The organism is Nocardioides albidus (genome assembly GCF_006335005.1).
Lineage (GTDB): Bacteria > Actinomycetota > Actinomycetes > Propionibacteriales > Nocardioidaceae > Nocardioides > Nocardioides albidus.
In genome coordinates, this window is the sequence record NZ_VDMP01000018.1 from 1 (window position 1) to 12168 (window position 12168).

Genomic DNA, 12168 nt, shown 5'->3' on the forward strand with positions numbered 1-12168 from the left:
CGTCCGCGCGTGCGGGGATGGGATGTCATACGAATGGTGGTCTGGAGGCCTCGGAACGTATGACGTCCGCGCGCGCGGGGTGGGATGTCATACGAACGGTGGTGTGGAGGCCTCGGAACGTATGACGTCCCCGCGGCCGCGGTCAGACCCAGCCGTCGGCCGGGAGCGTGCGGAGCAACCGCCCGAGTACGCCGTCCGACTGGGGGCGGACCGGCTCGGTGACCTCGTCCAGGCCGGAGAGGCGCTGGGTGACGTGGGCGGCCGCGCGCAGCATCAACGGACCGAGGCGCTCGAGCTTCTCGAGCGGGACGGCGCCGCCGACGGAGATGGCGGCGAGGAGGCCGTCGGCGCGGACGGCGGCGGCGATCGCGGCGGTGCCGAGGACCAGCTCCTGGTTCTCGTAGGCGAGTCCGCGGCGAGCCCGGATCCGGCCCAGCTCCTGGTGGAGGGTGGGCAGGTCGTCGATCGTGCGCGGGCTGCGCTTGGGCAGGCCCGGGCGGAAGAGGGTGTCGATCTCCTCGCCGGGGAGCTGGGCGAGGATCGCCTTGCCGAGCGCGGTCGCGTGCGCGGGGACCCGGCCGCCCACCCGCGACGCCGTGCCGGCGTTACCCGCTGCGGCGCGCCCGGCGATCCGGTCCAGCACCAGCACGTCGGTGCCGAGGAGGACGCCGAGGTGGACGACCAGGCCGGTGTCGAGGTGGAGACGATTGAGCACAGGAGCGGCCACCGAGCGCAGCTCCGGGTGCTCCGCCGGGGAGTGGCGGGCGGTCGAGGCGCCGGCGGAGAGCGAGTAGCCCTCGGGTCGGCGCTGGATCCAGCCGGTGACCAGGAGCTGGTCGAGGATCCGGTGGACGGTCGAGCGGGGCAGACCGGTGCGGGTGGCGATGTCGTCGAGCCGGAACCGGGCGCCGGGCTCGTCGAAGACCCGCATGATCAGGGCGATCCGCGCGACCATCGAGACCGGCGGATCGGAGCTCTCCCCGTCCGCCTTCTTCTTCGCCGCGGCACTCGCCATATCGGTGATCATAGGCCCGAGCGGAGCAGGCCTAGCTCCAGAAGTCCTGCTCGCCCCAGTGCGCGAACCCTGCCTTCGGCGCGTCCAGGCCGAACCGGCCCCGGTGGAACACCAGCGGCGCGGCGGTGCTCAGCTCCAGTCCCTGGACCCGCCCGATCGCGATGTCGTGGTCGCCGGCGGCGTGCACCGTCTCGAGGGTGGCGTGCACCCGCAGGACGGCACCCGGCAGCGACGGGGCGCCGTACGGCGACGTCGCCCAGTCGAGACCGGCGAACCGCAGCCCCGTGCGCGACCCGAACCGCTGGCACATCTCCACCTGGTCCTCGGCCAGCACGTTCACGCAGAACGCCTCCGCCTCGCGGATCCGCGCCCAGGCCCGGCCCTCGCTGGTGGCGCAGAACAGGACGAGCGGCGGATCGAGGGACAGCGACGCGAACGACTGGCAGGTGAACCCGACCGGCTCGTCGTCGTGGACCGCGGTCACCACCGTCACTCCGCTCGGGAAGGCGCCCATCGCGCGCCTCATGCCGTCGGGGGTCGGCTCGAGCACCTCGGCGGGGGACGGGGTCGGGGAGAAGGCCAGGGCGCTCATGGACACCGACGGTAAGGACTGGCCCGTTGCGTGACCGCGCGGTCCCGTCCAACGGGACCTGCCCCACCTCCGGCAGCGCGCCTACCTACCTTCCGACGAGAGCCCCATCACGTCCCGAAGGAGGACCACGTGCTCGACACCGAGGTCGCCGGGTTCCTGGCGCTGCTCAACGAGAACTTCCCCGCGGTCGAGACCATGACCGGGGCCGACGCGCGCGCCGCGACGAAGGCCCGCCAGGTCCCGCCGACCAACCTGGACGACGTCCGCTCGGCGGAGGACGTCACGATCCCCGTCGACGGCGGCACCATCGGCGCCCGCGTCTACACCCCCCACGACTCCGGCCACGACTCCGGCCACGACTCCGCCGCCGGCGCCGTACGACGCCCGCTCATCGTGTTCGCCCACGGCGGCGGGTTCGTGTTCTGCGATCTCGAGAGCCACGACGGCTTCTGCCGCCAGCTCTCCCGGGCCGTCGACGCGGTCGTCGTGTCCGTCGACTACCGCCTCGCCCCCGAGCATCGCGCGCCGACCGCCGCCGAGGACGTCTACGCGGCCCTGCTGTGGGCGAGCGCGCGCCACGACGAGCTGGGCACCGACCCCGAGCGGGTCCTGGTCGCCGGGGACAGCGCGGGCGGCAACCTCGCGGCCGTCGTCTCCCTGATGGCCCGGGACCGCCAGGGTCCGGCGCTGGCCGGCCAGGCACTGCTGGGCGCGGTGATCGACCCCGCCTGCGACACCCCGAGCTTCGACACCTACGCCGAGGGCTGGTTCAACAGCGCCGCCGCGATGCGCTGGTACTGGGAGCAGTACCTCGGCCCCGAGGCTCGCCTGCCCGACCCGCCCGAGCTGGTCGCCCCGGGCCGTGCGGCCAGCCTCGCCGGCCTGCCACCCGCCGTCGTGGTGATCACGGGCGCCGACCCGCTGCGCGACGAGGGGGAGCGGTACGCCGAGCAGCTGGCGGCCGCCGGCGTCCCGGTGCTCACCCGGATCCACCCGAGGCTGTTCCACGGCCTGCTGACCTTCATGACGCTCCGGGCGGGGCAGTCCGCCCGCGAGCTGCTCTACGCCGACCTTCGCCGCCTGCTGCGCGTCAGCGCCTGAACCGGACCACCAGGAGACACCCATGAACGCACCCACCGACAACACCGACAGCACCCGAGACCTGGTCATCGTCGGAGCGGGCCTGGCCGGCATCTACGCGATGTACCGCGCTCTCGAGAAGGGCCTGGACGTCGTCGGCATCGAGGCCGGCAGCAGCGTGGGCGGCACGTGGTACTGGAACCGCTACCCCGGCGCCCGCTGCGACGTCGAGAGCGTCGACTACTCCTACTCCTTCGACCGCGAGCTCGAGAAGGAGTGGCGCTGGACCGAGCGCTTCGCCGCCCAGCCCGAGATCCGCTCGTACCTCGACCACGTCGCCGACCGCTACGACCTGCGTCGCCACTTCACCTTCGACCGGCGGGTCACGGCCGCCCGCTTCGACGAGCTCGCCTCGACCTGGACGGTGACCCTCGACGACGGCACCGAGCACCGGAGCCGGTTCGTGATGATGGCGACCGGCTGTCTCTCCGCGCCGATCCGGCCCGAGCTGCCGGGCATCGACGACTTCGCCGGCGAGATGCTGTTCACCGCCCAGTGGCCCGAGGAGCCGGTCGACCTGACCGGCAAGCGGGTCGGCCTGATCGGCACCGGCTCCTCCGGCATCCAGGCCGCACCGCGGATCGCGGAGCAGGCCCAGTCGCTCACCGTCTTCCAGCGCACCGCCAACTACACGGTCCCCGCACGCAACCGGCCGCTCACCGAGGAGGAGCAGCGGGAGGTCCAGGAGACCTACCCCCAGCGTCGCGAGGCCTCGCGCTACGCGCCGGCCGGCTCGCTGAGCACGACCCACCCGAAGAAGGCCACCGAGGTCAGCGCCGAGGAGCGCCAGGCCGCCTTCGAGGCGCGCTGGCAGGAGGGTGGCGTCCTGTTCGCCAAGACCTTCCCCGACCAGAGCGTCGACATCGTCGCCAACGACTACGCCCGCGAGTTCGCCGAGGCCAAGATCCGCGAGATCGTGCAGGACCCCGAGGTCGCCGACGACCTCATCCCCAAGGACTACCCGATCGGCACCAAGCGGATCGTCACCGACACCGGCTACTACGAGATGTACAACCGGGACAACGTCAAGCTCGTCAACCTGCGCAAGCACCCGATCGAGCAGGTCACGTCGTGGGGCATCAAGACCGACGACGCGTCGTACGAGCTCGACGTGCTCGTGTTCGCGACCGGCTTCGACGCCCTCACCGGCGCGCTCACCTCGATCGACCTGCACGGCGCCCGGGGCGCGGTGCTCGCCGAGGAGTGGGAGCACGGACCGCAGACCTATCTCGGCCTCGGCATCGCCGGCTTCCCCAACCTGATCACCCTCAACGGCCCCGGCAGCCCGTCGGTCCTCGCCAACATGGCCACGCACACCGAGCAGCAGGTCGACTGGGGCATGTCGCTCATCGAGTTCTGCCGCGAGCACGGCATCGACCAGGCCGAGCCGCGCGAGGACGCCGCCGAGAAGTGGACCGAGCACCTCGGCGAGGTCGCGGCCGGCACCCTCTTCACCAAGGCCGCCTCGTGGTACATGGGCGCCAACATCGAGGGCAAGACGCGCACGTTCATGCCCTACATCGGCGGCTTCGGCAACTACCGCCGCAAGTGCGACGAGGCGCGCGACAGCGGCTTCGAGGGCTACGTGCTGTCCAAGGTCTCGGTGGGGGCGGGCGCGTGAGCCTGCCCGCCGACGGTCCGTCGTACGACGCCACGCGCCGCGAGCTCGCGACCGACGCCGGCGTCCTCGTCCACCACGAGTACGGCGACGGCCCGCCGCTCCTGCTGCTGCACGGCTCGGGTCCGGGCGTGACGGGATGGCGCAACTTCCACCAGAACCTCCCGGCGCTGGGCGCGCACTTCCGCTGCCTGGTGCTCGAGCTGCCGGGGTTCGGCGTCAGCCACGACATCGACGAGTCGCCGTTCGCGGCGGCCGGGCCCGCGGTGATCCGGTTCGTCGAGGCGCTCGGCCTCGGCCCGGTGCCGGTGATCGGCAACTCGATGGGCGGTGTCGTCGCGGCCCAGCTCGCGATCGCCCGCCCCGACCTGTTCTCCCGGATCGTCACGGTCGGCGGCATCGGCACGAACATCTTCGGAGCCGGTCCGGGCGAGGGCATCGTCCGGCTCACCGACTTCGTCGAGAACCCCACCCGTGAGGGGCTCGTGCAGTGGCTGCGGTCGATGGTCTTCGACCAGGCGATGGTCACCGAGGAGCTGATCCAGCAGCGCTGGGACCTCGCCACCGAGCCGGAGACGCTCGCCTCCGCGCGGCGGATGTACGGACGCGAGGCCAACGCCGCGCGCGCCCGGATGGCCGCCGAGAGCGACCGCCCGCCGTACTGGGCGATGCTGCACAAGATCACCGTCCCCGTCCTGCTCACCTGGGGCCGCGACGACCGGGTCAGCCCCGTCGACATGGCCCTGCTGCCGATGCGCGCCATCCCGAACGCCGAGCTGCACGTCCTGCCCCGCTGCGGGCACTGGGCGATGATCGAGCAGCAGGCCGCCTGGGAGGCCGCGGTGCTGGCCTTCCTCACCCGCGCCTGACGACTCAGAAGACGAACCCGGCGGTCCCGATGAGCGGGAGACCGCCCCGCGGTCCGGTCGCTCGCTGCGACCGTGAACCGTCCCCGACACCCCGCCCGCCCCGGAAGGAAACCCGCATGACCGACCAGACCAGCGGTGCCGTGCTCGCCGCCATCGAGGAGCACGCCGACGAGCTGGCGGCGCTCGGCCCGGCCAACGAGCAGCTCGGCCAGCTCGACGACCAGGCGGCGAAGGTGCTGCGCGAGGCGGGTGTCGTCCGGCTGCTCCAGCCGAAGGCGTTCGGGGGCTACGAGGCGCACCCGCGCGAGTTCGCCGAGACGGTCATGCGGATCGCCCAGCTCGACGGGGCGACCGGCTGGGTCGCCGGGATCGTCGGCGTCCACCCGTGGGAGATGGCGATGGCCGACCAGCGGGTCCAGGAGGAGGTCTGGGGCAGCGACCCCGACACCTGGATCGCGTCGCCGTACGCCCCGATGGGTGTCCTCACCCCGGTCGACGGCGGTTGGACCCTGCGCGGACGCTGGCAGTTCTCGTCGGGCACCGACCACTGCGACTGGATCTTCCTCGGCGCCATGCTCGGCGACGCCACCGGCAAGCCGGTCATGCCGCCGACGATGATGCACGTCATCCTGCCGCGCGCGGACTACACGATCGTCCCCGACAGCTGGGACGTCGTCGGCCTGCGCGGGACGGGCTCCAAGGACATCATCGTGGAGGACGCGTTCATCCCGTCCTACCGCGCGCTGCTCTACAACAAGGTCGCCGAGGGCGACGCCGCGAAGGAGGCGGGCCTCGCCGAGACCGGCTACCACGTGCCGTTCTCGTGCGTCTTCCCGCTCGGCATCACCTCCGCCGTCATCGGCATCTGCGAGGGCGCACTGAAGCACCACGCCGCCTGGCAGGCCTCCCGCACGACGGTCTCCGGCGCCGCGAGCAAGGACGACCCCTACGCCCTCTACGCCCTGAGCGAGGCTGCCGCCGACATCGCGGCCTCCCGCGCGGCGCTGCTCGACAACGTGACCTCCATGTACGACGCCGTCGCCCGCGGCCACGCCCCGACCTTCGCCGAGCGCGCGGCCGGCCGCCGTACCCAGGTCCAGGCCGCATGGCGCGCCGTGCGCGCCCTCGACGAGGTCGTCGCCCGCTCCGGCGGCAACGCGATGCGGATGGACAACCCGATCCAGCGGTTCTGGCGCGACGCGCACACCGGCCTGGCCCACGCGATCCACGTGCCCGGCCCGACCTTCCACGCGGCAGGTCTCGGCGACCTCGGCCTCGAGCCGCCGGCCGGCCCGCTCCGCTCGATGATCTGAGGAGACAACCCATGACCCACCTGCGCGGACTCGGCTACCTGCGGGTCCAGGCCACCGACCTCGCCCGCTGGCGCGAGCTGGCGATCGACGCGCTCGGCTTCGCCGAGGGCACCGGGCCGAACCCCGACGGGCTCTACCTGCGCATGGACGAGCGCCAGGCGCGCCTCATCGTGCTTCCCGGCGAGACCGACCGGGTGCAGGCGATCGGCTGGGAGGTCCGCGACACCGCCGCCCTCGCGCTCGTCGCCGCCGACGTCGAGGCCTCCGGCCGCGGCGTGAAGACGCTGACCGCCGAGGAGTGCGCCGAGCGGGCCGTCGAGGCGGCGATCTCGTTCGAGGACCCGTCGGGCACCGTGCTCGAGGTCTTCTGCGGGCCGGTCCTCGACCACAGCCCGGTCGTCACCAAGTGGGCGCAGCGGTTCCACACCGGAGCCGAGGGGATGGGCCACGTCGTCCTCCCGACGACCGCGCCCGACGAGACGATCTCCTTCTACACCGACGTGTTGGGCTTCCTGACCCGCGGCTCGATGCGGGTGCCCGGGCCGGGCGCACGACGCGTCCAGTTCCTCGGCATCAACCGCCGCCACCACAGCCTCGCGATCTGCCCCGCCCCGCACGACGAGGCGCCCGGCATGGTGCACCTCATGGTCGAGGTCGACGAGCTCGACGCCGTCGGCCGCGCGCTCGACGAGGTCAACAAGCGCGGGTTCTCGATCTCCTCGACGCTCGGCCGGCACACCAACGACAAGATGATCTCGTTCTACGTGCGCGCCCCCGGCGGCTGGGACATCGAGTACGGCTGGGACGGCATGCTCGTCGACGAGTCGTCGTACACCGCCGAGGAGATCACCGCCGACAGCTACTGGGGCCACGACTGGTCCGGCTCCGAGCCGCTGGCCGCGTTCGTCCCCCGGTGACCGTGAGCACCACCGACGTCCTCACCGACGTCCTGACCGACGTTCTCGTCGTCGGCGTGGGCTGTGCCGGCGCGTCCGCCGCCATCGAGGCGGCCCGCGCCGGCGCGTCGGTCGTCGCCCTCGACCGGGCCGCTCCGGGCGGATCGTCGGCCGTGTCCGGCGGCGAGCTCTACCTCGGTGGCGGCACGGCGCTCCAGCGCGCCTGCGGTCTCGAGGACGACCCGGACCAGATGTACGCCTACCTCCACGAGGCGCTCGGACCGCACCCCGACGAGGAGAAGCTCCGCCTCTACTGCGACGGCAGCGTCGAGCACTACGACTGGCTCTGCGGCCTCGGGATCGGCTTCAACCCCAGCCTGTACGACGGCGTCTCGTGGCTGCCGCCGACCGCCGACGGACTGATGTGGCTCGGCGAGAACGCCTGGCCGTTCACCGAGCTCGCGCGCCCGGTGCCGCGCGGCCACCGCCCCGCGACCGACGGGTACGGCGGGTGGCTGCTCATGGACAGGTTGACCACCGCCGCTCGCGAGGCCGGCGTCGACATCCACCCCGACACCCGGGTCACCGGACTGCTGCGCGACGACGACGGCCGGGTCGTCGGCGTCCGGGCCCGCCGCTTCGGCGAGGACCTCACCTACCGCGCCCGCCGCGGCGTCGTCCTCGCCACCGGCGGGTTCGCCGACGACCCCGCGATGGTCGCCGACCACGCCCCCGCGCTCGTCGGGCACTCCACCGTCAGTGACGGCGGCGACGACGGCAGCGGGATCCGCCTCGGCGTCGAGGCCGGCGGCAGCGTCCGCCGGATGGCCGCCACCCAGATCGCCCTGTCCGTCGTGCCCGCCCTCGCCGTCCGCGGCATGCTCGTCGACGGCCTCGGGCAGCGCTTCGTCAACGAGGACGTCTATCCCGGCCGGTTCAGCCAGGCCGCCGTCCTGCACCGCCCCGGCCCCTGGTTCACCCTCGTCGACGAGTCGGGCTGGGAGGACGTCCCCGAGCGCGAGCGCTGGGGCGTGCGGCCCGCCGTCGTCGCCGAGACCCTCGCCGAGGTCGAGACCGAGCTCGGGCTCCCGGCCCGCTCCCTCGAGGACACCGTCGCCCGCTACAACCGCGACGCCGCCGCCGGCGAGGACACCCTGTTCCACAAGGACCCGCGGTGGCTGCGGCCCCTCGAGCCGCCGTACGCCGCCGTCGACGCGCGCCGCGGCTTCGACCCCGAGGGCACCGGACCGCGCGGCGGCACCGGGGTCTCCGGGTTCACCCTCGGCGGCCTGCGCACCTCCGTGGACGGCGAGGTCCTCGACGCCGCGGGCGCCGTCGTCCCCGGCCTGTTCGCGGCCGGTCGGGTCACCTCCGGCATCCACGGCGCGGGCTACGTCAGCGGCACCTCGCTGGGCGACGGCACCTTCTTCGGTCGCCGCGCCGGGCGCGCCGCCGCGCACTCCTGACGCGGTTCTCGCGCCGGTCATCGGGTCGTCGCGGAACCTTCATCCGTGGACCGAAACTCGCCGCACTCCGGGCTTCCGCTGTCGTCTCGGATTGGTAGGGTCGATATCGCAGCGGCTGCAGTTCTCGAAGGTGAACGCCTGCGGAGTCTGTGGCCGACGGCGTATCTGGTTTGTGGTGGTGTCATCACGCATCGGAGCGACGTGTCATCGCAGCCGCTGCGGGCCGTCGAGGTGGCGGCTCTCGCCCCGATACGAGGAGTGACGAGCAACATGGCTCAGGGCACCGTGAAGTGGTTCAGCGCCGAGAAGGGCTTCGGCTTCATCGAGCAGGAGGGTGGCGGCGACGACGTCTTCGTCCACTACTCGGCGATCCAGACCAACGGCTACAAGTCGCTGGAGGACAACCAGAAGGTGGAGTTCGACGTCACGCAGGGCCCCAAGGGTCCGCAGGCGGAGAACGTCCGTCCTCTCTGAGCCGCTCAGCGCGCGACGAGGAGACCTCCTCTGCGTGGGGCCCCGCCGACCGGCGAGGCCCCACGAGTCGTTTTCGGACGACGAGCGACAAACTTTTCTGGAACTTTTGGGTTTGGCCCGTCCGTCGCGGGGGATCATGGGATCGGAGTACCGTGCTGGCGCCGACCAAGGGAGGGGAAGGATGGCCGATCAGTTCGACGTGACCCTCGAGGACGGCGACCTTCTCGTGGAGGTCGAGCTGACCACCAACCTGATCATCGCCGCCAGCAACTCCGACGAGCGCCTCTCGCTCGAGGAGATCGACCGGATCTTGGGCGTCCTGCACTGAGTTGGATGGCGCGAGCGCGTCGCTCGTTCCTCGCGCCGCGCTGCCGCGCGCGCGGTCGAGTCCGGTAGATGGTCGGGTCCGCCTGGCGGCCACACGGCGGCACGTCAGGAACGCCGCCCTCGTCGGCTCCGGTCGCTCCTTCGTCGCTCCCTTCGCCTCCTCGGCCGGCGTTCCCGCCGCTGGCCGCTGCGGCGCTCAGGCGGCGCGAGCGCGTCGTTGGATGGCGCGAGCGCGTCGTCGCTTCGCTCCGCCGCACTGCCGCGCGCGCGGTCGAGTCCGGTAGGTGGTCGGGTCCGCCTGGCGGCCACACGGCGGCACGTCAGGAACGCCGCCGCTGGCCGCTGCGGCGATCAGGCGGCGCGAGCGCGTCGCTCCGCTCTCAGCAGGTGGCGAACAGCACCGGCCCGTGGCTGAGGTCGGAGAGCACGAAGTTCCCCTCGACCGGCGTCATCGCCATCGTCAGGACCCGCCCGGAGGCGACCACCCTCCCGAGGTCGAAGCGCTCGGGGAAGCTGCCCCCCTGCCCGGGCGCGGGACCTGCGGCGAGCTTGGAGCGGCTGTCGGCGTCCTCGCGGGCCTGCTCGTCGGTCTCGAAGGCCATGGCCACCCGCACCCCGCCGCCCGGCTGGCCGGAGATCGCGAACCCGGTCATCGGGTGGACGCCGCCGGCCCGGGCGACGAGCTCGGACGCCCGCGTGCGGTCGGCCGGGTCGGCATCGGTCATCGCGAGGGCCGAGCAGGCCTGGTCCCCCGTCGCCACCGACGCGCTCAGCGCAGGACCGACCGCGTCGACCACCTCGCTAACGCCGTCCTCCCTGTCGCCGCGCGCGAGGTCCGCCCGCTGCTCGAGGAAGTCGGGGTCGTCGCTGCCGGCGATCAGGCCGGCGTCCTCGTCGATCTGCAGGGCCGCGAGCTCGGGGGTGACCGGTCCGCCGAGCCCCTCGAGCAGGTCCACCCCGCCACGCCACACACCGTCGGCGTCGTCGGGCTCCTCGAACCCGACCGCGCGGAGCCGCTCGCGCAGGCCCGCGACGTCGAAGCCCTCGGGCAGGCCCATCAGCACGAGGGCGCCGTCCTCGCCCTGACTGAACAGCTCCCAGTCGAGGGTGGCGGGGGAGAAGCCGAGCTCGTCCTGCAGAGTCGGCGCCGACGCGTCGAGCGCCGTGGTCGAGGCGAGGTCGCGGTCGAAGGCGTCCTGGAGGAAGTCGTCGACGTCCTCCCCGGTCGAGGACGCCGACAGGTCGACGCCGAGCTCCTCACGCACGCCGGCCCAATCGGTCCAACTGAGTCGGGCCGCGGACTTCGGGGCGAGCTCGAGGGCCTCGGCGAGGCGGGAGCCCTCCTCCGCGCGCAGTCGCCAGGCCAGCACGACCCCGGCGGACACCACGAGGACCGCGACCACGCAGAGCACGACCCACCGGCGACGCATGACCGTAACCGTAGCGTCGGCCTGCTGGGCCCGGGGACGCCCTACGCTGGTGGCCGTGCCCGACATCCTCGCTGCCGGCGTGGTCGTGTTCCGTCCCGGACGCGAGGTGCTCCTCGTGCACCGCCCGAAGTACGACGACTGGTCCTTCCCGAAGGGGAAGCTGGACCCCGGCGAGCACTCCACCGCCGCCGCCGTCCGCGAGGTGGCGGAGGAGACCGGCGTCCACGTCCGCCTCGGTCCACCTCTGCCCGCGCAGCGCTATCCCGTCGCGCGTCGCATGAAGACCGTGCACTACTGGACCGGCCGCGTCGTCGGCGACGACGACGTGACGGCGTACCGGCCCAACGACGAGATCGACGCCGTGGCCTGGGTCCCCCTCGAGGAGGCGGTCGGTCGGCTCACCCACGACCACGACCGCGAGACCCTCGCCGCCGCACGACGAGTGCGGCGCAAGAGCCGGGCGGTCATCGTCCTGCGTCACGCCCAGGCCCGCTCGCGCAGCGCGTGGCGCGGACCCGACGCCGGACGCACCCTGCTCAAGGCCGGCGAGCTCGAGTCGCAGCGGCTCGTGCCCCTCCTCGCGGCCTACGACGTGACCCGGATCGTCAGCTCCCCGAGCACGCGCTGCGTGCAGACCGTGCGTCCGTACGCCGAGGTGGCGGGCTGTCCCCTCGACCTCCGCCCGCCCCTGAGCGAGGAGCACGCCACCCCGGCCGGGGTGGGGGAGGTCGTCGACGAGCTGCTCTCCGGCGACGCCGGCAGCGTGCTGTGCACCCACCGGCCCGTCCTGCCCCACGTGTACGACGCCCTCGGCATCGATGTGGACCCCGGGACCGGTCTCGAGCCGGCCGAGATGCTGGTCCTCCACGTGCGCAAGGGCCGTGTGATCGGGGTCGAGCGCCACCACCCCCGTTGAGTTGCCCCGAACTCACCGTCGACCTGCCCCGAACTCACCGTCGAGTTGCCCCGAACTCACTGTCGAGTCGGCGGCAACTCGACGGTGAGAAACCGGCAACTCGACGGTGAGA

12 protein-coding genes are annotated in these 12168 nt (G+C 72.8%); 9 read left to right on the forward strand and 3 right to left on the reverse strand.

From position 1 onward, the window contains the following. Window positions 1-142 precede the first annotated feature (142 nt). Both FHP29_RS05095 and FHP29_RS05100 read right to left on the reverse strand, forming a co-directional pair. Entirely contained in the window at window positions 143-1015 is an 873-nt protein-coding gene (locus FHP29_RS05095; protein ID WP_205013888.1) for an IclR family transcriptional regulator, read from the reverse strand. A gap of 31 nt (window positions 1016-1046) precedes the next feature. Further along, the gene (locus FHP29_RS05100) at window positions 1047-1607 is read right to left on the reverse strand and encodes a flavin reductase family protein (protein WP_139621779.1); all 561 of its coding nucleotides are present in this window, start codon (window positions 1605-1607) and stop codon (window positions 1047-1049) included. Between the two features lie 129 nt (window positions 1608-1736). On the opposite strand from FHP29_RS05100, the gene FHP29_RS05105 reads away from it, so the two are divergent. From FHP29_RS05105 to FHP29_RS21990, 8 genes are all read left to right on the forward strand, one after another. Beyond that, on the forward strand, window positions 1737-2708 hold the full coding sequence (locus tag FHP29_RS05105) for an alpha/beta hydrolase (RefSeq protein ID WP_240044324.1): 972 nt from the start codon (window positions 1737-1739) through the stop codon (window positions 2706-2708). A gap of 22 nt (window positions 2709-2730) precedes the next feature. Beyond that, window positions 2731-4368, forward strand: coding sequence for a flavin-containing monooxygenase (locus FHP29_RS05110; protein ID WP_139621780.1), 1638 nt, complete (start codon window positions 2731-2733; stop codon window positions 4366-4368). Next, on the forward strand, window positions 4365-5234 hold the full coding sequence (locus FHP29_RS05115; RefSeq protein ID WP_240044325.1) for an alpha/beta fold hydrolase: 870 nt from the start codon (window positions 4365-4367) through the stop codon (window positions 5232-5234). Before FHP29_RS05110 ends, FHP29_RS05115 begins: the two co-directional genes overlap by 4 nt. A gap of 116 nt (window positions 5235-5350) precedes the next feature. Further along, window positions 5351-6547, forward strand: a complete 1197-nt coding sequence (locus FHP29_RS05120) for an acyl-CoA dehydrogenase family protein (protein ID WP_139621781.1) — start codon at window positions 5351-5353, stop codon at window positions 6545-6547. Window positions 6548-6558: 11 nt separating this feature from the next. Then, window positions 6559-7464: a VOC family protein gene (locus FHP29_RS05125; protein ID WP_139621782.1), complete on the forward strand. Its 906-nt coding sequence runs from the start codon at window positions 6559-6561 to the stop codon at window positions 7462-7464. Window positions 7465-7466: 2 nt separating this feature from the next. Beyond that, the gene (locus tag FHP29_RS05130; RefSeq protein ID WP_205013890.1) at window positions 7467-8909 is read left to right on the forward strand and encodes an FAD-dependent oxidoreductase; all 1443 of its coding nucleotides are present in this window, start codon (window positions 7467-7469) and stop codon (window positions 8907-8909) included. A gap of 270 nt (window positions 8910-9179) precedes the next feature. Next, window positions 9180-9383, forward strand: a complete 204-nt coding sequence (locus tag FHP29_RS05135) for a cold-shock protein (RefSeq protein ID WP_036550836.1) — start codon at window positions 9180-9182, stop codon at window positions 9381-9383. Between the two features lie 181 nt (window positions 9384-9564). Continuing rightward, window positions 9565-9711, forward strand: coding sequence for a hypothetical protein (locus tag FHP29_RS21990; RefSeq protein ID WP_192903971.1), 147 nt, complete (start codon window positions 9565-9567; stop codon window positions 9709-9711). A 379-nt stretch (window positions 9712-10090) separates the two neighbouring features. On the opposite strand, the gene FHP29_RS05140 is transcribed toward FHP29_RS21990, so the two are convergent. Beyond that, window positions 10091-11140, reverse strand: a complete 1050-nt coding sequence (locus tag FHP29_RS05140; protein ID WP_139621784.1) for a hypothetical protein — start codon at window positions 11138-11140, stop codon at window positions 10091-10093. Between the two features lie 55 nt (window positions 11141-11195). Between FHP29_RS05140 and FHP29_RS05145 the strand changes: the two genes are divergently transcribed. Further along, the gene (locus tag FHP29_RS05145; RefSeq protein WP_240044326.1) at window positions 11196-12056 is read left to right on the forward strand and encodes an NUDIX hydrolase; all 861 of its coding nucleotides are present in this window, start codon (window positions 11196-11198) and stop codon (window positions 12054-12056) included. Window positions 12057-12168: the final 112 nt, after the last annotated feature.